This window comes from Paenibacillus etheri, from assembly GCF_001012825.1.
GTDB classification, from domain to species: Bacteria; Bacillota; Bacilli; order Paenibacillales; family Paenibacillaceae; genus Paenibacillus_AQ; species Paenibacillus_AQ etheri.
In genome coordinates, this window is sequence record NZ_LCZJ02000026.1 from 50,425 (window position 1) to 70,994 (window position 20,570).

The window sequence follows — 20,570 nt, forward strand, 5'->3', positions numbered from 1 at the left end:
TGCTTACTTCTTGAAAGCTGTGATAACAGAAACAGACAACTCTTCAGTAAATTTACCTGTAGGCTCAATTTCTAATAAAGAAGATTTCATATCCTCTTCAAACCGTTCTAAGTGATCTCCAAATAATCGCTTAGAAGCATAGGATGTGGAATACAAATTCCCAAGAATCGAATCCACGGTCCATGTCATTGAATAACTCGGTAAAACCAGTCTTTCCACATCTTTAAAACTAGATCGCGCTACTATATCTTCATGTTTTTCTTTAGGGTGCGTATAAGTGCTGTCCCCTGCTATTCTTTCGTTACCTAACCAGCGTTTCACTACTTCATTTACCTTAAGCTGCCAAGATAGAAGCTCTTGCTCAACATTAAAAGTATCAATAATCGCGATACCGCCATTTTCATCCAAACTGTGATATAGAATTTCAAGAATAGTCTTTCTATCCATCCAATGAAATGCTTTGGCCAGGATGGTAAGACGGAAGGATGCACAGTCGCTCAGCAACTCTTCTGCTCTACCAAGCATCCAACTAACGTTATCTATCCTGTGGATCTTTGATAGACGATTAGCTTCTACCAACATCTCACATTCCGTATCTACACCTATCATTTCTTCAAACCAATCACTAAATCTCAGTGCCAGTTGACCAGTACCACAGCCTAAATCAAGCAGACGGCCTTCTCCGTTAAGCGAGAACTTCTGAATTAAGAACCGAATAAGGGATGAAGGATATTTCGGCCGATATTCTGAATAGTAAACTGCTGTACCTTTAAATAAATCCGGACCATATTCATCCATAGTTTCACCCTTCTCTTGTTTTCTAATAGGACAAAATCATAGCAGACATCCAACGAAAATAAAAGGCTGTTCGGAGGGAATCCGAATAGCCTTTTTATTTATGCTTATAAGCCTAATTCGCTGTATTTGGGCTCAGACAATCAAAAAAATGGACATTGTAATGATTGACAAATAAGTTCATTGCATATATGGTTAATTACATAACTAACTAACCAACGAACATGGCGGTGAATACATGGGAAGCTTAATGGATGATACACGACCGATATTTATGCAGATCGCCGAACGCATAGAAAATGACATCATCGAAGTAACACTTCTGGAGGAATCACAGGTTCCTTCAACAAATCAATTTGCTATTTTCTACCAGATCAATCCGGCGACGGCTGCGAAAGGTGTGAATTTGCTAGTGGATCAGGGAATATTGTACAAAAAGCGAGGTATCGGCATGTTTGTAGCTTCTGGAGCACGCGCAGTATTGATGGAGAAGAGAAAAGAGCAATTTTATGAGCAATATGTTGTAACTATGGTCCGTGAAGCTGAGAAATTAGGAATTACGTTGGATCAATTAACGAAGATGATTCAGAGAGGAGATAATCGGTCATGAATGAAGTCGTTGAGATCAAGGGACTGACCAAGTCGTATGGAAAGGTAACCGTCATCCAAGACGTTAGTTTTTCTTTGGAGCAGAACAAAATCTATGGACTGCTTGGCAGGAATGGTGCGGGGAAAACAACGATCATGCACATGATTACAGCTCAGTTATTTGCTACAAGTGGTGATCTGAAGGTGTTTGGGGAACATCCCTACGAGAATAACCGCGTACTTAATCAGATTTGCTTCATAAAGGAAAGCCAAAAGTATCCAGATACGTACCGCATTATCGACGTTCTGGAGATATCCGCATTATTTTTCCCCAACTTTGATCGGGACTACGCCCACTCCTTAATTAAGGACTTTAATCTCCCTTTAAAAAGAAGAATAAAGAAGCTGTCCAGAGGAATGCTCTCGGCGGTAGGCATTGTAGTAGGCCTAGCTAGCCGCGCTCCGTTGACTATTTTTGACGAGCCCTATTTAGGTCTGGATGCTGTGGCAAGAAGCCTGTTTTACGATCGATTAATTGAGGATTATTCAGAATATCCACGAACAGTTGTCTTGTCCACACATTTGATTGACGAGGTAAGCCAGCTGTTAGAGCATGTCATTGTTATCGACAACGGTAAGCTGATTATCAATGAGGATGCTGAAGCTCTCCGCGGACGGGCTGCTAAAGTTATCGGTGCGGCCGCGAAGGTCGAAGATTTCATCACCGGTAAAGATGTCATCTCTCGAGAGCCTTTTGGCGGACTACTTTCTGCCACTGTAATAGGCTTAAGCACAACAGATCTATCACGTGCTGAAATGCTCGGTCTGGAGATATCTCCCATATCTTTACAACAGTTAATTGTTCATCTTACAAATAGTAGATCTCAAGGAAAGGAAGTGGCAGCACAATGAACCATACCGCAGGAATATTAAAAATGCACTACAAGGATAAATGGTTTTGGTTGTTTATGCCTTGGATCATATTATTATCCAGTTTTTTTGTTAATCTCGTCATAGCTTTTTTCTTGCAAGAACCAATGTATACCGGTGGTCTAGTCTCTATCTTCATTTATATGTTTGTCATAGGTATCATCATTTTAGTTCAGACCTTCCCTTTTGCCTTAGGCTTAAGCCTAAGGAGGACGGATTATTTCTTCGGCACCTCTTTGATGGCCGTTATAACGAGCGCTGTCTTCTCACTTCTTCTGTTCCTGCTATCTGTTGTAGAAACCAAAATAACACCTGGATGGGGTGTGCAGCTACATTATTTTCAAATGCCATACTTGAATGATGGCACTGTCCTAGAACAGCTGTGGATCTATTTCGTGATCATGTTGCATATGTTTTATTGGGGGTTTATTATCTCCAGTATCTTCCGCAGATTTGGTAGAAATGGTCTATTCATTTTCGCCGCAGTCATGTTTATTCTGTACAGCATCGCTGGATTGTTAATGACGTATTATCATTGGTGGGTAGATCTATTTAGCTGGTTTGCTAGTCATACTGCATTTGAACTTGCCTTGTGGACCATGCCTTTGACGATCTTGTATGCCCTCTTATCGTTCTGGATGCTTCGGAAGTCTACAGTATAAGGCACTGCCTCGAATATTCTAAATATTGTAGGAGGTACAGTATGGATTTTGTGAGGGATTACGCCATGTATGCTTCTATATTCGGTATGTTTAGTTTTAGTTGGTTTGGTTGGGCACAAGAAAATCCCAAATCCAGCTGGCGAAAATATATTGGCATAGCTTCTGGTGTATCCCTTCTCGTCTGCTTGATTGGTGGCTATCTAAGTGTAACGAACTGGGATGCTCCCTCTGTATTAAATGACAAGAACTCTTTTGATAATTATCTAATTTCGGTCTATATTGAATTATTTTTGGCTGGTGCCGGAGCTTCTATATTACTGAAATGTAAGTATAATGATTACGTTGCTCCTTGGATTGCCTTTATTGTAGGGATTCATTTTATCAGCTTAAAAAGTGTTTTTAACGATTTCAGTTTATACCTTTTAGCAGTGCTTCTTGTTGCAGTCTCTATCGCTTCATTATTCATATCTAAAAAACTTAACGTCGCAAACAGTGCAATTACAGGCATGGGTGCTGGAACCATTTTGTTCGCCTTCGCTCTATTAGGTTTAATTCGATATTTATTAAGCTAAGTCATAGCAGGATCATCAGAACTTTCATGAGCCCTCGGCTCACATCTCAGAATGAAAATGATATACCTATATTCATCCATACCTTTCACTGAACTAGAGAAAGCCTGCAAATGGTCAGCTTTTTGCACATGCTATCTTCCTCATTAAGTTCATAAACTGAGAATGTACAGGTATATCCTCACTTATAGCTCGAAGATTTCTACTGAAGTAAGAATTACTACAGTTTTGAAGGAATTAAGGTGTTTGCCACCCTCGTATTATTTATAAATGTACTTTTGTAGGCTGAGGCGACTATGGGAAATTTCCGGGGCAAATCTGGGGCATTTGCCCCACTTTCTGCTCCTTCTCAGTCTCAATCACGGATATAGGGAATTCCTCCCTTTAATTTTACGCTTTAGTCCATAAATCGAAGGGTATAGGGAAAACCTCCCTATAATTCATTGGATTTTGACTTATTTGGGGTTTTTAATCCGAATTTATAGAGAGTAATTCCCTATAGTCCTGAATTCTCCTTTAATAAATCCTACTCCAATGCTCCCCGATTTCCCCTCAGTTATACACCTACATAAACACCTGTAAGTTGATTGAATTATACAAACTCTCATGAGCCTAGGCTCCATCTACAATGAAAATGTTATTCCCATATCTATGGTTACTGGTTAGTCAACCTTACATTTAACGTAAAGAAAACTCCCTTGATTACTCAAGGGAGTTTCTAGTGATGCGGTCGAGAGGACTCGAACCTCCACGATATTGCTACCACACGGACCTGAACCGTGCGCGTCTGCCAATTCCGCCACGACCGCACATCATAATGACTACATATCAATCTTGCGGTCACAAGATAGATCATACCATGCTGAGATTAAAGCGTCAATATATTTTACAGCTTTTCTTATCGTTCATTATTTTATGGATAATTATTGCTTTCACTTCCGAATATAAGGTATAATGGGAACAAAAGTTCGCATAATATAAATGAGGTGATTTATAATGGCGACTACGAAGTTGAAGACATCCATTGTTGATGAAGATGTTACTAAAGAAGAACTGTCCCTTGTCAGAAGCTATTTGCTGCTAACGTTTATTCATAAAGTTTTCGAGCGTGACTGCCGTGTAATCAGCAAGAGTGGTCTGTTTAAGACCCCTCAGCTTTATATGGAGCTCGTGTCTGGTGCCACTAAGAAGACCTCTTTAATGCTTCAAGAGGTTACGCGCGAATTGAGTTCACGTGATCTGAAGATCACAACCGTTCGCCAAGATCAACGAGGAGTCGAGGCTTTGTACTCCTGTAGAGGATATCAAGGTGAGATGAATATATTATGGCCAGGATTCCGTAGAGAGATGATGCTGCGAATGCGCGCGTATCTCGGGCTGTCCACAGAGCTCTCAATACTCTCCAGAGAAGAAAGCGAGAGTCAGCTAGCGTTGACCATTTAATCCGCCAGAGGCAGGCGGGCATTTACACAGAACAGCTCCCCACCCACTTGGGTAAGGAGCTGTTTATGCTGTGGAGATTATATATTATCAGGATCTTTCCTTGGTTCGCTGAAAGGTTGGAATTGATAATTCCGATCAAGCTTTACTACCCGTCTATTCTGACGACGTATCATTACCTGCGAATCGTCCCAAGCCAGAACAATCCCTTTTACATCGTTACTTTCTATGCCATCCCGCACCACACGAATTTTTTCGCCGGAAATTCGGTACGCATCCAATTGTTCATCGCTAATCATCATAAATCCCTCCCTCTTTATAGCTTATCCTATTTTCATCCAGAAAAAAGACCCAAATGAAAAATCATCTGGGTCTCGTATAAGCAATTGACCAATTGCATGTCTGCTAAAGCATTCTTATATCAGCGCTTCATTCTTCTCAAACCAGAAATCAAGAACTTTAGCGGACATCACACGTTGCTCCAGATACTCTACTTGGTTAGTTGTGAATTTCTCCCTCCAGGGGAAGGAAAGTTCCTCACATAATCCTTTGATTGTCAGAAGCTCTGACCAAGCTACATAGCGTTTGTACCAAAAAAACTGAGGATGTTCAATCATATAGGGATACAGATCGTCGAATTCCGTGTGTTTGCAATCCAGCGCACGCTCGAAGTGATCCTTGGCCTCGGTTAATTTATCAATAAAAAATTGCTCAGTCACCGGTTCTTTCCCCATTGTGACGCCTCCTCCCTATGTCTGATTTTATTATAAAGGAAAAACTATAGGGTGAAAAGCAGTTGTTTAAAAATAGGCATGTTCTTATTCCAAATTCGGGTTATTCCCCAAATTCAATGGTGCCCCCACGAAGTGAGGTAATTCTTACAAGTGACTCCAATCGGATCCCTTGCTCCTTGATCGTTCGAGCTCCAGCCTGAAAGCTTTTTTCCACTACAACGCCAAGACCTACCAGCTCAGCGCCAGAGCGCTCGATGATCTTAATCAGTCCACGTGCCGCATCACCATTAGCAATAATATCATCGATAAAGAGGATCTTATCCTCTGGAGAGATGAATTGGCGGGACAACATGATGTCGGTAACGATACCTTTCGTAAAAGAAGGAACTCTTTCACAAAGTGCATCCGGATCTGCTAACAGCGTTTTTTTGCGGCGTGCAAAAACTAGCGGCACCTTTAATTCATATGCGGTGGCAAATGCCACGGCAATGCCCGAGGATTCCACGGTCACAATACGTGTAATTCCGCAGTCCGCAAACCTCCCGGCAAACTCCCGTCCCATTTCCATCGTAAGCTGCGGATCTACCTGATGATTCAACAGTGCATCCAGCTTCAGAACTTCATCCGAAATGACGACACCTTCCTCCAAAATCCGCTTTTTCAATACTTCCATGATTTTGAACCTCCAATACCCTTTATAATTGCAGACGCTCCGTACAATTCAATCACTAATCATAAAGCAATTACGACGGAAGTCATGTCCTACTGATCCTCATCATAACCTGTACTATACAGAGTGCACAAGGCAATCCTGCATAGCACCTTTATGATTTTCCTTTTGCTTCTTAAAACTATTAGGAGGGGAGCCATGAAATCACATGTCCGAACATTACAGATCGCCTTCACTTACATTGGCACCATTGTAGGGGCCGGATTCGCCACCGGACAAGAAATATTAAAATTCTTCACTCGATACGGACACTGGGCAGTCCTGACTATCCTGGTCTCTACTATACTGTTCATATGGCTGGGTACAAAAATGATGGTTATCGCTCGGCGAATAGAAGCAGAATCCTATGAAGACTTTAACCGCCACCTCTTCGGGGACCAAGTCGGAAGCACCATCAGTTTGTTCACAATGGTCATCCTGATCGGTGTCAACAGTATAATGCTTGCAGGGGCTGGCGCTATTTTTCAGGAGCATCTGGGACTTCATTATCAAACAGGGCTAATACTGACGTTGGTTGGTTCTTATTTTCTGCTTAAACGGGGGATTTCTGGTATTCTGCAAATGAATAGTCTGATCGTCCCGTTAATGCTTACACTGTCACTCATCATTATTTTTAATACCTTTCAAATTCCAGGAGCTGAACGGTTCTTATTCCTAGAAACTGATCGGTCTATCTTTGGTGCTTGGATGTCGCCGCTGCTCTACACCGCCTTCAATTTAGGTATGGCTCAAGCCGTATTAGTTCCCATGGCTCGACATACAGATGATGAAAAATCTCTTGTATGGGGCGGTATTATTGGTGGTGCCGGAATCGGCTTTATGTTGATCGCCGCGCATTTCGCAATGAGCTCACAGATGCCTGGTATTCTCCTATTTGAAATCCCTATGGGCAATATAGCCGTCCGCTTGGGTACTGTAGTGCAAACTATATATTTGCTGCTGATCTTTTTGGAGATCTTTAGCACTTTTGTCGCCGACATTTATGGTGTCACCATGCAGCTTAAACAACGAATTCCAGTTAAACCCGCTTTGATTACGCCGATTCTGATGTTGGTCTGTTATTTACTTAGCCAATTTGGCTTTAGTTCTCTTCTCTCCGTGTTCTACCCGATCTTCGGAGCTTTGTCGATGGTCTGGGCTGTCATGCTACTACGTACGCCATGGTCTACTCCACCACGTATCGATTCCTCATCGGGTTCGAGCAGAAAAGGGAACAGTCTTGTTTCCATAAAACCAGTTACACGGAAATAACTGCTGCTGTTGGAATGATTCGTGCTGCCGCTTCCGCCACATGCTTGTGACAGGTCATCATCACAATCTGGCGGGAGACCGACAGTTCACCAAGCAGTGAAAGCGCAGCATGAAGACGAGCCTCGTCAAAATTGACGAATAGATCATCGAACAGCAGTGGCAGCGATACTTGCCGAGACATCGTCTCTGCAAGTGCCAAGCGGATGGAAAGGTATAGTTGTTCTGCCGTCCCACGGCTGAGCAGTCCGCTGTCCAGCAGTCCAGCATCTTTGTGTTCCGCTTTTAGTTCTTTATGACCTAGAGTCATAACTACTCTCTTGTATTCCCCTTCGGTCAGCTTGGAGAAATAGTCGGATGCAAGCAACAGCACCTGCGGCTGCTTCTCCTGTTCATAAATACGGCGGGTTCTTCCGATTAATTCAGCAGTTAATGCTGCTACCGCATACTTATCAGCCACGATTCGCAGAGCGGCTCTCTGCTCTTCCAATTGCTGAATAACAGAGTCCTCCATACAACGCTCTTTCAAATACTCCCTTTCCTGTAGCAGCTTCCCTCGTTGCTCCAGCAGGGTGTTCCACATTGCTTCTTCCCGTTCAGCTAACTCTTCAGCCGCCGTTCGCTCCTTCTGGAGTGCTGAGGCATCATGATGATCTAATAATACTTTCAGAGAAGCAACTCGCTCATCCTCCCAGCCTCCAAACATAGCTAACTCCCACTGACGAATGGACTTATTCAGCTCACTACGCCGCTGTACAGCAGCTGATCTTCGCAAGAAATCCTCCCCGCCTGTTGCTCCGCCTTCATGCAACAGCAGATCACGCTGTTCTCTAAATTCGTCTAATACTCTATGGCTTTCCTTAAGCTCTTCCAGGAGCTCTTGTAACCGTGACTGAATACCTTCCCGGCGAACCAGATCCTTTTTCAATTCATCCCAAGCTCTTTTTCGAATCTCCAGCCAGCTTAGTAAAGTTAGTGCAGATCTTCGTTGTCCATCCTGCGGGTTCATATCAAAGCTAGTTGCCGCTACGCCAGTCTCATCTAAAGGATCAGTACCTGACTCGTAAACAAGAGCAAGAAGTTCCTCCTCGAACAAGTTGCACTCATCTTCCAGCTCCTTAAGTCGTAATGAGAGCTTATTCTCTTGGCGCAGCAGTTCGTTCCCTTGCTCCACCATAGCGAAGATATCCGGCAGCCCTTCCGGAGACAATCCTTCGGGCAATCTGCGTTCACGCAGCCATTCTTCATATTGCTCAGCGGTTTGCGTAAAAGCCGTCTCCGATCGGCTCATTTCTTCCGCGAGCAGCTTCTCTTGGCCAGCCAGCGTGTCCAGCTCCGTGCGGCAGGCATCCCTCTCGGCGGCATAGCGCTCAATGCGCTGCCGCCATGCTGACCAAGCCTCCATGAGTCTGCGAAGCTCCCTCATGGAGGCTTCCAGCCCGCCTGCGTCAGGGCTGGCCCCCGGGGCGGCGTTCGACCGCCGCCCCGGGGTGATTGCGCTCTCCGGCTCCGCCCCGGAGAGCAGCTGCCCCCGCAGCCGCAGCATCTCGGCTGCGGCTGTGCCCACGTCCCCGCCATGCCCTGGCGGGGACGCTTCTGGCCGGCGCGCTCCGCTGAGGCCGGCCCAAAGGGCCAGATCGGCCGCGCCTAGCAGGCCGATCGCGAGCACTGCACTGACCGGCGGAGCACCGGTCAGCCACAGCGCTGTGGGCAGCAGCACGGTTAGTGCTGCCCCAGCCCACAGCAGGCGCCGGTAGAGCGCGGCCATGCGCTGCGCGCTAGAGCCGTCACTTCCGGCGCCGGGGCCGCGCAGCGGCCCTTCGCTGAGCTGCGCTTCGCGCCAGCGCTCGGCCGCCTGCTGCAGCTCGTCCCATAGCTGCAGCACTTCACGGGCGCTGCGCGGAGCCAGCTGCGCAAAAGATTCCGCGCCGGTGGCGTGCTCACGCGCCAGCGCCCGTTCTGCTGCCTGCAGCGAAGCTGAGGCAGCGGCTAAGCGGGAACGCAGCGTCTGCCGCGCTGCGCCCTCCGCTTCCATGCGGCGATCATAGCTCGCGAACGCCGTCGCAAACCTCCGTGCAGCTTCACGATCCGCCGCTGCACCCGAAAATGCAGTCAGCTCTTCCGCGCTCCAGCTGACATCAATGCCTCGCAGAATTCGCTGCAACTGCTCATTCAGCGCGGTCAATTCACCTTCCAGCCGCTGTCTTTCCGCTCGCAGGTTCTCATAGCTGCTCCGATGGCGGTCCAGCCGCTCCAGAGCAGGTCCCTGCGCAGTTAACACCGCATCCGGCGGATTCAGCGCCATCTCAGCAGTAAGCTCGCTTTGCAAACGTTCATAACGAGCTACTGCTCCCTGAGCATTTCGAATTTCGCCTTCAAGTTCCTGAAAGCGAATTGCTCCATCTTCAGGAAAGGTTGTAATCATTGGCAGGCCTTTCAGCTCTAGCTGCGCATCGCTCCATTTCAACCACAATTCACGAACATCCTGTGCTTTGCGAAGCATCACAAGCTTGTCTCCAGTGAGCTTACGTTGCTGTTCCAATTGTTCCAGCTCAGATTCCGCAACCTTTAAAGCTGCTATATTACCGTTATAGCGCGGAAGATAAGAACGGCTCTCTGCCATCTGGCGCTCTAGTTTCTCAATAGCCTGAACAATTTTGGCAGCCTCCTGCAGCTTCCCACGAGGTTTATATAGCTTCTCAGCTTCTTGTACCAATCGACGTTCTGCCCGCATGATCGTTCCACCGCCACCCATCCCTGCGTGAAAGAGAAAACTGCTCATCTCTTCTGACTGAAGAGCAGCAAGCTCCTGTAGCTCATCGAGAGAGACTGCGAACAATTGATGGAACATGCTTCGAGAGATGCCACCAAGCAAAATCCGCTCCATATCAGCTTGTCCTAGCTCCTGCGTCGTTCCATTCGGATGGTTAACCGTAATGTTTAGTTTCTCATTTCTTCCTGAGCTGTCACCACCAGATGTATGCCGACGAATGGTCCATAAACCACCATTATTATCACATACCTTCAGTATTCCCCCATGTAATCCCCCTTGCATAGGTTCATATCTCTCCGTAGGGTTGCCACGACTTGGAATTCCAAACAGCATGGAGCGAATAAACTGCAACGTCGTGCTTTTTCCTGCTTCATTACGTCCATAGAGTATGGTAACTCCATCCGATAGATCAATCTCTCGGTTATGTAAACGCCCAAAGCCATGGATCTGCAAATGTTCAATTCTCATCTTCCGGAGTACCCTCCATTTCACCAAGCATTGTGATTCCCTGTTCTGCTGCGCTACGAAGCCAGCTTAACTTCTCCTCTTGACTTGTATCCGAAAGCAGCTTTCGTAGCTCCTGATTCTCCAACATCGGCTTAAGCGCACTATTTATTAGCTCTTCAAGCGCTTCTGTTGTATGTTCCGTACGCACCGAAAGTCTCAGCATTTCTCCAAGAAAGCTATCCTCTTCTAATAATCGTTCACGATCAATAGATAACCCGGACTCTACAGCGAATCCTTCAACCCAGACAAGTCCTTCATAATCTTTACGCTCCGCCCGAACCGCCTCACGGCGCTGAAGTTCAGACAGCAGATCCTCTGCCGCTCCTTTTTCAGCTAATACTTTATGTACGTCACCTCGTCCGATCAGACGAAATCTGACCACCGACATAAGCTCCGGTAGCTCCTCCCTGATCTCGTCAATCACTTGCTCCACCTGTTGTATCCATTCTGCTTCATTACTTAATCCTTCAATGGATAGTTCCCGTACCTGCCAGCGAACATAATCAAGCTCATGGAACTGGAGCGTAGGACTTCCAGCCTCATCAACATCCACAACATAACAACCTTTTGGTCCGGTTTCCTTAATGCTGCGCCCTTGTATATTACCTGGGTACACAATCGCCGGTTTCTCATGCAATATACTACGTTTATGAATATGTCCCAGCGCCCAATAATCAAAGCCCCGTTCGATAAGATCCCTACGACTGCAGGGAGAATACGTCTCGTGCAGCAAATCACCGTCTACATTTCCATGCAGCATAGCAATATGAAACAGACGACTGCCAGGTTTACGAGAAAAGGTCAGTGCTGTGTTGTCCGTCACTTTTGCAGTCGGATAGGAGATTCCACTAACAATAGCCACCTCTTGACCATCTTTACGACGGTAGGCAGTCGAGTGATCCGGTTTATGCCCTCCGAACACAGTAACATGTTTTGGCATTTCCGTAGTCAGACGCAATCCATCAAGTGGATCATGGTTGCCATGGATCAGAAACACGTGAATCCCGTGCTGGCCAAGTTCCTTGAGCGCTTCCTGAAATCGGAGCTGACCCTGTAATGAAGCGTCAGAAACATCATACACATCTCCACTGATGACAATAAAATCAACGTTCTCTTGGATGGCAACGCGGACAAGCCGCCCGAGGGCGGCGAAGGTTGACTCACGTAAATAAGAACGAATGGCTGGCGAAATATGCGCCAGCCCAGAGAAACGGCTATCCAGATGTAAATCGGCAGCATGTAGAAATCGAAATGGAATCATAGCTGCTCACCCTTTCGTTCCTGAGGGATACTGTAAGTATGTCTTTTTAAGTTCATTAGCAACGCGAGTCAGTGAATACAAGCTTTTCGCCTTATCCCAAGCTGAACGAGAAAGCTCATAACGATAAGCCGGATCGGATATCACCTTCTCTAAAGCGTCTGCAAGTGCGATCTCATCATCAGGACTGACCAACAGACCATTCACACCATCTTCAATCTGCTCCGGTATCCCGCCTACATTCGTCCCAACTAAAGCCAAGCAGCTTAGCGCCGCTTCTGCAAACACCGATCCGAAGGCCTCTGCCCGAGAAGGCAGCACGAAAATATCAAAGAAAGGCATGAATTCTTCCGGATGGAGCGTATATCCATAAAAAATCGTTTCATTATAAATCCCTAATTGTTTAGCCATATTTTCCAAATCCGCACGGGATGGTCCATCGCCAATAATATGCAGTACATATTCGTGGCCGCGATTTTTAAGTTCAGCACAGGCCTTGAGTAAAGTGTCAATTCCCTTAGCTGGAACTAGACGTGTCACAGTCACTAATTGTGGTACAGCGTTGTCATGCGGGACTGGCTTAAACCTTTTTTCATCAAAACCATTCGGTATGACTCCTATATTAGAAGGATCTAGAATATAAGGCGCCACATACTCTGCAAAAGCTTGCGAAACGGTCATTAGCCGGTCACTAACATGCTCAAGTTCTCGGTAAAGCGAAACTAGAAACTGATGTTCCAGCCCTCCCTCAGAAATAGCTCCATTAAGAATTAGCTCTCGCTCATAACTAGAATGTAAGGTTTGAATTAACGGAGTATCCGGAAAAACTTTCTTCATCGCTAAACCAGCAATTGGATGATGGGAATGGATAAGATCGTATGTCTTACTCATCCGTAGTTTAGTCCACCATAGATAATCACGATAGGTCTGAATATATTTCTGAACGATCTGACTTTCCCCGAACTGGGTCCAATCAAAGGTCTCGAATATGACTTTTTCATGTCCCTTGTTGCGAATCCGCTTAGGTAACCAAAATAAATCCATCTCCCAGCGGCTTGAACGGAACCTTTCCTGAAGATAAGGGATCATGGATGATACACCACCGGGTTGCTCCGGCGGGAAGAAGAGCGCTTGCAGCAAATTCATATGGTACATCCCCTTTACAATTGCCCTACGTACAGTAAGACTTGGCAATTATGATATAGTTGTGTATATGTAGAATTTCAGGTACGATTACGTTCCCCATACCTTGATTTTATCGGTATAAACATGAAACAGCAACTAAGAAAAAGGAGAATGATCTATGAAGGAAGAACAGCTGCCTGCCTCTTACACCGCATATATACAGGAAATGCTGGGGCAAGAGGCAAATGCTTTTCTGGAAAGTTATTCAGCACCACGAACACAGGGACTTCGCTTTAACCCATTAAAAAGCATCTCAGATGCAGGTCAAGTCGCAGTAGAGCGCACAGTCTCACAGTTTGATCTGAAACCTATCCCATGGTGCCCTGATGGTTATTATTATGAAGAGCCCGCTCGACCAGGCAGACACCCTTACCATGCTGCTGGACTATATTATATTCAGGAGCCTTCCGCAATGTCCGCAGCTGAACTGCTGGCACCTAAACCCGGCGAGACCGTCCTCGACCTTGCAGCAGCCCCCGGGGGCAAAACTACGCATATTGCTGGTTTAATGCAAGGAGAAGGCCTCTTAATCTCTAATGAAATTCATCCGGAACGCGCAAAAATTCTAGCTGAGAACGTAGAACGTCTAGGTATTAAGAATACCCTCGTAACCTGTGCAACGCCAGAACAGCTATCTTCACGCTTCCCGCAAGCATTTGACCGAATTATGTTAGATGCACCTTGCTCAGGAGAAGGCATGTTCCGAAAAGATCCAAACGCCGTTTCTGAGTGGTCTCCTGATCATGTGGTTATGTGCGCGGCAAGACAATGGGACATTCTGCAAGACGCCTACCTTATGCTTAAACCAGGGGGTACTCTAGCCTACTCTACTTGCACCTTTAACCGCCAAGAGAATGAGGAGATTATTGCCCGATTGACGGAACGTTACCCCGATATGGAACTACTTACCCACAAGCGCCTTTGGCCACATTTAGAAAAAGGCGAAGGCCACTTTGTTGCACTCCTACGTAAGCAAAGTGTCACCGAAAACGACGTTAATGACGATGTCAAACGCAGCACAAATAAACGTCGAAGCAAAAACAACCCAAAGATTAATTCTTCCGTACGCGATGCGTATCAGTTATTTCAAGACTGGGCCACAGTAGAACTGCCGGGTTTCTCTTACCAAGGTGTCCCTCTGCTGTTTGGTGAATCCCTTTATTTGCTCCCCGAATCCTTTAATGGCAACCTCCATACTGGGCTGCTAGATGGTTTGCGAATTCCTCGAGCCGGGCTACATATTGCCCATTTGAAGAAAAATCGGATTGAACCCGCTCACGCCCTTGCGATGGCGATTCAGCACACACAAGTAACACGTAGTTTTGATCTCAGTAGTGGGGGGCTGGAAATTCATACTTGGCTCCGGGGCGAAAGCTTACCTGTGCCCTTAGAATTACATGGATGGACACTTGTAACTTTAGATGGATTGCCGATTAGCTGGGGCAAGGCGAGTACAGGCCAACTTAAGAATCATCTTCCTAAAGGACTTCGCATCCTAAAAGCCCATATTGACTAGCAATAGGCCATAGACCAGTGCATCCAGTCCACTTTGGCATATGATGTCATTATCTCAGAAAGCTACGACATCCGCCGCAGCAATGAGAACAAGACATATGTTAAGGAGGAATATAACATGGGTGATTTTCATGGAGGAGCCTTCACTTCGACTGGTGCGATCTTGGTACTTTTTATCTTGCTCGTAATCATTTCCCGTTCGTTGTTCGTTTAATACCAATCCGGCTAAATAGACGGTGAAATTAAAGCGGCTGTGTCGTCCTCTTAGGGCGGTGCGGCCGCTTTATTTTTTACCGATATAACATCTCCATTTGTTATTCTCGTGGATATTTACCGTTTGAAAACCTGATTTACGAAACAATTGTTCCATTTCTTCGTTCTTCGTGTATTGTTTCATATGATAATTAATTTTGTATATCTCAGAAATTATAACAAAGGTACCGCCTGCTCTCAGCACCCTACATACTTCACTTATATCATGTTCCAGATCCGGCCAAAAATAATGCGTCTGAACAGCTGTGATCGTCCCGAATATCCCATCGTTAAATGGTAACGCCGACACCTCTCCCTGACTAATCTTCACTCTACCTGCTGCAACAGTTTTATTGTTTTTTTGAATGGATGTCTCTACAGCTTGCTGTGAATAATCTATGCCGAAGATTTCGTGATGGTTATTTTGTTTTGCTAGCGTATGTATAGTTTGACCGCCACCACAGCCTATGTCCAAAATAGGAGCGTTGTTTATAATTCCTATTTTTTTGATACCCCACGTGGTTATGCTGGTATGTGCCTGATTCATGATCTTGATCATCACGTTCCCAACGAACCCTCTCGGATTCTTAGCCTGCTCGATCAGCGTATTCAATAATTCCATACATGTACCTCCTAATCAATTGGCCAGACCAGCAGCCTGTTCACTTGATATATGCTCCGTAAGATTTTCATTTGTAACTACCCACTTATCTACTTGATACTCTATTTTATGAATACTAGTGTATGAAGTTGGGAAATGGGCATTCTTATTGGTCCACGTTAGCCCTTTTAAAATATGGTATATAACATTAATTACGCCACCATGAGTGACCACAATTACATTTTCTTTTGGATCAGTACTCTCCAGTTCATTACATAGTTTCGAGAAACTTGTACTAATTCGCGTAAAAAACTCCTTTGGGCTCTCTCCTCCTGGAAATCCTTCATCCATTCTTAAAGCCGAGAAATAAAGACCCGGGTATCGTTCATTTGCAATTTCATGGGGCATTCCAGCGATTACACCATTATTCGTCTCCCTCCAATACTGGCTGCTTTCAGCAGGCAAGCTAAGCTCCCTGGCAATCTCATTTGCTGTATCTAACGCACGTTGCAAATCACTGCAGAGGATGCGAGATATGTTAAACCTAGATTGATTCTCCTTAAGATAACAACCAAGCCGTTCGGCTTGTCTATATCCCTCAACTACAAGGCCACGTTGACTCCAACCCCCACGAAAACCTTCATCATCTATTTTATGCCTTATAAAATATATAGCCATCGACCGTATCCCTCCAAAAAAAGATTGTTATACACATTTCAATATAATAAGCTGCTAATCCTCCATTTTTGTTAAATAATTCAACCAGTAAGAGCAAAATCACCCTATCGGGTGAATAGTAGGCTGTTAGTTTAAACGGCTGCTTACAGAGTATACTTTTCTGTGCTTTCTGCAGGGAGTTCAGGGGGGGCGAGTAGAACACCTGTGTAGGCGAGGGATTTTGCTTAGGTGGAGAGCATTACAGGGAAAAACTCCCTATAAATTAGGTTATAGCTCTTACCATGACTAGGCTATAAGGAATTTCTCCCTATAATACTGAGAAATTCCTTAAATATAACAATTTCAGTCGAATTATAGGGAGTAATTCCGTATATTTGATAAAATTCACCTTAATACACAGAATTACAGGGAATGATTCCCTATATGGTGCAGAACTTTAGGCGGATGATAGCTGCACATCGCCATGAATCTATGAAAGTGGTCTTTTGGGATCTGTAGAATGATCCCTCTCTTCTTCCATGTCTGCTGGTTTACACTTTCATCTCCCTTCTTTTTTCTTTGATGTTATCCCCACTTTTTTGTATTGAATAATTTCTTAAACAACTAAAAAGCTACCGATAGATCGGAAGCCTTTTTAGCTGAAACTAGTGACTATTTGCAATAAATTTCGAAATCGCTTGTTTTTGAAGTTGATCCCAATGGGGTGTAGCAATGTTTACTTGTTGCTTCAACTTATCAAATGAATCAAACAAAGCTGCAATTTCACTGAAAGAACCATCTACAAATTTCATAAAAGGTAATTTATGAATTAACTTCAAACCATAATATACACCTTGTTTATGTTTTCGAATAAAGTTAACTTGACCTGCCGGAGTGATAGTATAACCTAATTTCTCCATAATTTGAAATCCCTCGTCCATTACTGAGATGGCTTGTTTTAATCGTTTTTTGTCCTTAGACACTTTTTTCAAATCCCCGTCGTGAAGATAACTAAGGGAGTTCAAAGCCACTATAGGCACGATATGACTTTTGAGCCAAGCATCCATATCCTCATGATAAGTTAGCTTATACTTAACATTTTTAAAGGCATTTTCTAGTAAAGGCTTTATTGGAATCTCACCGTCTAGACTGCCGAGTACCATTTGCCCTCCTGCGTGTATTTTGATAACGCGACCGCTCTCTTCACGAATTCCTCCACTAAGCTGAAATCCAAAGACTATATTTTTCCTCATGCTGCTCATTTCCTGAAGTTCCTTTTGCATGCCATGAGCATCGCCATTATTACCTACAAGAATTATATTCTGACTCTGATTCTTAGCTAGAATAGGTAATACGGCCGGAAAATCGTTGTATTTCATAACAACAAAAATAAGATCATATTGATCATCCGGTTGAAGCTCTGAGATGACTCTTACAGCATCCGCCGTGTTTCTATATTGAAAATAATGGCGAAGCACTAGTCCGTCTTTCGTCAATTGCTCCGCACGCTTCCCTCTGGCAAGCATGGTGACATCATTTCCCCCACGCACTAGAACATGCGCAAGATAGCTGCCTAAAACTCCCGCTCCGAACACTAATACTCTCATACTCGTAACCCCTCTACCCTTTTTAGACATTTGTTGAATTTCGATCATCTGTTCGATAAAATCAGATTATCACATCTCCGGTAGGGATCAATCGCTAGTTTTACCGGTTTTGTTGGTTTTTCAACAGATGACTAGATAATGTTTAATAAAAAGGGAGTACTTCAATGGATAGAAGAATTAAAAAAAACCAAACCGCCATTATGAATGCATTAATTCAATTGATGACAGAAAAAGATTTTGAAAAAATCACGATTAACGAAATTGCAGAGCGTGCTGATGTTAACCGCGGAACGATCTATTCCCATTATGCAGACAAATACGATCTGATGGATAAATGTCTGGAGGCTCAGCTCCAACAACTAATCGAAAGTTGCTCTGTAGTAGTAGATGAAACAGAATCAAATCCCTCGAAGTCGTCATTGCTCCGCACGCTGGAACTCTTGGAGGAGAATGCTCTCTTTTATAAGACTTTACTAAGAAACAAAGCGCTGCTCTCCTTTAGAAACCAATTACAAGATATGATAAATAAACAGATCAAAGCACAATTCTTAGAAAACAATTTAACCCTAGATGAGCTAAGTAAAGATATATCCGTGCAATTTTTGAGTTCGGCGGCTGTCGGAGTAATTGAATGGTGGTTTACCCATAGTAATCCTTGTACTGCAAAAGAGATCACTGAAAAGTTATGGTCCTTGCTCGATACAAATCTGCAGATGATCCGTTCTCAAGCTTGAATATGTTCTCCTATATCCCTCTCATAAATGGAGCTGATAATTTTTTCAATGGGAATCTCCTTAATGGATATATCAAGGATCTCTACCTTTTCGCTAAGAATATGCAGGAACTCGCCCATTTTACATTGCTCGGTATCGATTTCTAGTTCCACTTCGTAATCCGATATTCTTTCCGATATCTGAGTCCCAGGCAAATCAATATCTCCAATCGTTGTAGCTGCAGAAAGCCTAACCACTTTTTTAGCACCCAGATGGAGTCGAAGTTCAGAGAACTTATCGTCATATACTTTTTTACCTTGATGAATAATAAGTACTCTTTGAACCAAACGCTCCACGTCTTCCAAGTCATGCGTCGTTAGAATAAATGTGGTGCCTTCCCGATTCATTTGCTTAATGAATTCTCTGATTCTTTGCTTAGCTATAACATCCAGCCCGATCGTAGGCTCATCCAAAAAAACCACTGGCGGTGAATGAAGCATTGCCATAATAAACTCGCATTTCATTCGTTCCCCCAGTGAAAGGGTACGCGTAGGCTTAGTGATAATATCACTAATCTCAAACATACTTACAAATCGGTCTAGTCTTGTACGAAAGTCGTTCATAGGAATATCATAAATTTCCTTATTCATATAAAAGCTATCCAAAGGAGGAATGTCCCATATTAACTGCGATTTCTGTCCGAACAATACTCCGATTTGTTTTACATATTGATTTTTCTGCTTATGAGGGTTGTACCCAAGAACATTTATTTCTCCCGATGTGGGATAGAGAACGCCTGTGAGCATTTTAATAGTCGTAGATTTCCCCGCACCGTTTGGCCCCAGAATGCCAATGATCTCTCCTTTTCCAACACTGAACGAAAGATCTTCTACAGAGGTGATAATCGATTTTTCACGGTGAAACAGACTTTTAAATACGCTTTTAGCATCTTGTCCCCGGTGATAGGTTTCATATTGCTTAGTTAAATTCTTGACGGTAATAATGTCCAATGTAATTCTCCTTCATACAAATTCATCCTCCGGCACTTTTGTAACTACGAAGCATGTACGTATAGAGCCAAATTCCGAAGGCAGCAAATAACACACAAGGGATAATCGCTATAAAAAAATAGGCTTCCCATCGTCCAATCAGAGTAGATGCTGGAAAGTAAGCAATCATGGAAACCGGAAAAAGAAAAGAACTTACGGCTACGACTGCTTTAGGGAAAATTGTCCCCGGATACCGTCCAAAAGACTTAATACTTTCAAACATCTCCGGCAAGCGGGAATTCGCCACCCATTTGAAGGAAATTGCTGCCACAATAAGTGCCACGCCGAACATAACAAGCAGCCCTGCACCAAACAACAACAGGAACAATAACCAAGAGCTGAAGGTCATCCCATCGATTCCGCTAAGTGCGTATACGAACATGACTACTCCTCCACCTAAAAGCCCGATACTTTCGAACTCAAAAGATCTGGCCAACAGCAGAAATAAGCTCGAGGTAGGTTTAATTAATACCACTTCCAGAGTACCCTCAACTACATGGGACATCGTATTCCACATAATTCCGTTAAAAAAAATCCCGGCACAAGCCGTAGACAGAATAAACACAGATTGAATTAACAGCGCCTCTTTAAAGGTCCATCCTTCAAATGAAGCATTCGAATTATAGATGAACACCGTTACTAGAGGAAACAACACATTCCCTATGAGCATGATAAGACTATTAAGAATAAAATTAACACGATAGGTGATAGCAGAAGCAATATTCGCCTTCATACAAGTTTTGTATATTAGATACAT

General features: G+C 44.2%; 21 protein-coding genes and 1 tRNA gene. 9 read left to right on the forward strand and 13 right to left on the reverse strand.

What is annotated here, in order from left to right; all coding sequences use genetic code 11:
• Positions 1–3: 3 nt before the first annotated feature.
• Positions 4–798, reverse strand: coding sequence for a methyltransferase domain-containing protein (locus tag UQ64_RS15320; RefSeq protein ID WP_060624327.1), 795 nt, complete (start codon positions 796–798; stop codon positions 4–6).
• 235 nt (positions 799–1,033) lie between these two features.
• Between UQ64_RS15320 and UQ64_RS15325 the strand changes: the two genes are divergently transcribed.
• The 4 genes from UQ64_RS15325 to UQ64_RS15340 are packed head-to-tail and all read left to right on the forward strand — an operon-like array spanning position 1,034 to position 3,547.
• A complete protein-coding gene (locus tag UQ64_RS15325) occupies positions 1,034–1,405 on the forward strand; it encodes a GntR family transcriptional regulator (protein ID WP_060624328.1) in 372 nt (123 codons plus the stop codon).
• Entirely contained in the window at positions 1,402–2,295 is an 894-nt protein-coding gene (locus UQ64_RS15330) for an ABC transporter ATP-binding protein (RefSeq protein WP_060624329.1), read from the forward strand. The genes UQ64_RS15325 and UQ64_RS15330 overlap by 4 nt, the downstream gene beginning before the upstream one ends.
• Positions 2,292–2,975 (forward strand): hypothetical protein, encoded by a 684-nt coding sequence (locus tag UQ64_RS15335; RefSeq protein WP_060624330.1) that lies wholly within the window; start codon positions 2,292–2,294, stop codon positions 2,973–2,975. The genes UQ64_RS15330 and UQ64_RS15335 overlap by 4 nt, the downstream gene beginning before the upstream one ends.
• 41 nt (positions 2,976–3,016) lie before the next feature.
• Positions 3,017–3,547 (forward strand): hypothetical protein, encoded by a 531-nt coding sequence (locus tag UQ64_RS15340; RefSeq protein ID WP_060624331.1) that lies wholly within the window; start codon positions 3,017–3,019, stop codon positions 3,545–3,547.
• Positions 3,548–4,269: 722 nt separating this feature from the next.
• Here the strand turns inward: UQ64_RS15340 and UQ64_RS15345 are convergent.
• Positions 4,270–4,353 (reverse strand) — tRNA-Leu (locus UQ64_RS15345).
• 187 nt (positions 4,354–4,540) lie between these two features.
• Between UQ64_RS15345 and UQ64_RS15350 the strand changes: the two genes are divergently transcribed.
• Complete coding sequence (locus tag UQ64_RS15350; protein WP_060624332.1) at positions 4,541–4,987, forward strand: YhjD family protein; 447 nt, start codon at positions 4,541–4,543, stop codon at positions 4,985–4,987.
• A gap of 77 nt (positions 4,988–5,064) precedes the next feature.
• Here the strand turns inward: UQ64_RS15350 and UQ64_RS15355 are convergent, their stop codons facing one another.
• From UQ64_RS15355 to UQ64_RS15365, 3 genes are all read right to left on the reverse strand, one after another.
• Positions 5,065–5,283 carry a hypothetical protein gene (locus tag UQ64_RS15355; protein ID WP_060624333.1) on the reverse strand — a complete coding sequence of 73 codons (219 nt, stop codon included), beginning with the start codon at positions 5,281–5,283 and terminating at the stop codon, positions 5,065–5,067.
• A 117-nt stretch (positions 5,284–5,400) separates the two neighbouring features.
• Positions 5,401–5,718, reverse strand: a complete 318-nt coding sequence (locus UQ64_RS15360; protein WP_036689410.1) for a hypothetical protein — start codon at positions 5,716–5,718, stop codon at positions 5,401–5,403.
• Between the two features lie 100 nt (positions 5,719–5,818).
• Positions 5,819–6,391: a xanthine phosphoribosyltransferase gene (locus UQ64_RS15365; protein WP_060624334.1), complete on the reverse strand. Its 573-nt coding sequence runs from the start codon at positions 6,389–6,391 to the stop codon at positions 5,819–5,821.
• 195 nt (positions 6,392–6,586) lie between these two features.
• Here UQ64_RS15365 and UQ64_RS15370 point away from each other — a divergent pair, with 195 nt between their 5' ends.
• Positions 6,587–7,699: a YkvI family membrane protein gene (locus UQ64_RS15370; protein ID WP_060624335.1), complete on the forward strand. Its 1,113-nt coding sequence runs from the start codon at positions 6,587–6,589 to the stop codon at positions 7,697–7,699.
• Here the strand turns inward: UQ64_RS15370 and UQ64_RS15375 are convergent.
• The 3 genes from UQ64_RS15375 to UQ64_RS15385 are packed head-to-tail and all read right to left on the reverse strand — an operon-like array spanning position 7,686 to position 13,380.
• Positions 7,686–10,937, reverse strand: a complete 3,252-nt coding sequence (locus UQ64_RS15375) for an AAA family ATPase (protein WP_060624336.1) — start codon at positions 10,935–10,937, stop codon at positions 7,686–7,688. The genes UQ64_RS15370 and UQ64_RS15375 overlap by 14 nt on opposite strands.
• Positions 10,927–12,237: a metallophosphoesterase family protein gene (locus UQ64_RS15380; protein WP_060624337.1), complete on the reverse strand. Its 1,311-nt coding sequence runs from the start codon at positions 12,235–12,237 to the stop codon at positions 10,927–10,929. The genes UQ64_RS15375 and UQ64_RS15380 overlap by 11 nt, the downstream gene beginning before the upstream one ends.
• A gap of 6 nt (positions 12,238–12,243) precedes the next feature.
• Entirely contained in the window at positions 12,244–13,380 is a 1,137-nt protein-coding gene (locus UQ64_RS15385; protein WP_060624338.1) for a glycosyltransferase family 4 protein, read from the reverse strand.
• 157 nt (positions 13,381–13,537) lie between these two features.
• Here UQ64_RS15385 and UQ64_RS15390 point away from each other — a divergent pair, with 157 nt between their 5' ends.
• Both UQ64_RS15390 and UQ64_RS31725 read left to right on the forward strand, forming a co-directional pair.
• A complete protein-coding gene (locus tag UQ64_RS15390) occupies positions 13,538–14,935 on the forward strand; it encodes an RsmB/NOP family class I SAM-dependent RNA methyltransferase (protein WP_060624339.1) in 1,398 nt (465 codons plus the stop codon).
• A gap of 117 nt (positions 14,936–15,052) precedes the next feature.
• Positions 15,053–15,148, forward strand: a complete 96-nt coding sequence (locus tag UQ64_RS31725) for a YjcZ family sporulation protein (RefSeq protein ID WP_209445810.1) — start codon at positions 15,053–15,055, stop codon at positions 15,146–15,148.
• A gap of 69 nt (positions 15,149–15,217) precedes the next feature.
• Here UQ64_RS31725 and UQ64_RS15395 read toward each other — a convergent pair whose 3' ends face one another.
• The 3 genes from UQ64_RS15395 to UQ64_RS15405 form a co-directional block, all read right to left on the reverse strand.
• Complete coding sequence (locus UQ64_RS15395; RefSeq protein WP_060624340.1) at positions 15,218–15,808, reverse strand: class I SAM-dependent methyltransferase; 591 nt, start codon at positions 15,806–15,808, stop codon at positions 15,218–15,220.
• 15 nt (positions 15,809–15,823) lie between these two features.
• Positions 15,824–16,465 carry a histidine phosphatase family protein gene (locus UQ64_RS15400; RefSeq protein ID WP_060624341.1) on the reverse strand — a complete coding sequence of 214 codons (642 nt, stop codon included), beginning with the start codon at positions 16,463–16,465 and terminating at the stop codon, positions 15,824–15,826.
• Positions 16,466–17,109: 644 nt separating this feature from the next.
• Positions 17,110–18,051 (reverse strand): ketopantoate reductase family protein, encoded by a 942-nt coding sequence (locus UQ64_RS15405; protein WP_060624342.1) that lies wholly within the window; start codon positions 18,049–18,051, stop codon positions 17,110–17,112.
• 164 nt (positions 18,052–18,215) lie between these two features.
• Here UQ64_RS15405 and UQ64_RS15410 point away from each other — a divergent pair, with 164 nt between their 5' ends.
• Positions 18,216–18,785, forward strand: coding sequence for a TetR/AcrR family transcriptional regulator (locus UQ64_RS15410; protein ID WP_060624343.1), 570 nt, complete (start codon positions 18,216–18,218; stop codon positions 18,783–18,785).
• Here UQ64_RS15410 and UQ64_RS15415 read toward each other — a convergent pair.
• Both UQ64_RS15415 and UQ64_RS15420 read right to left on the reverse strand, forming a co-directional pair.
• Positions 18,776–19,774 carry an ABC transporter ATP-binding protein gene (locus UQ64_RS15415; RefSeq protein WP_245238005.1) on the reverse strand — a complete coding sequence of 333 codons (999 nt, stop codon included), beginning with the start codon at positions 19,772–19,774 and terminating at the stop codon, positions 18,776–18,778. The two genes, UQ64_RS15410 and UQ64_RS15415, sit on opposite strands and share 10 nt — an antisense overlap.
• A gap of 22 nt (positions 19,775–19,796) precedes the next feature.
• Positions 19,797–20,546: an ABC transporter permease gene (locus UQ64_RS15420; protein ID WP_245238007.1), complete on the reverse strand. Its 750-nt coding sequence runs from the start codon at positions 20,544–20,546 to the stop codon at positions 19,797–19,799.
• Positions 20,547–20,570: the final 24 nt, after the last annotated feature.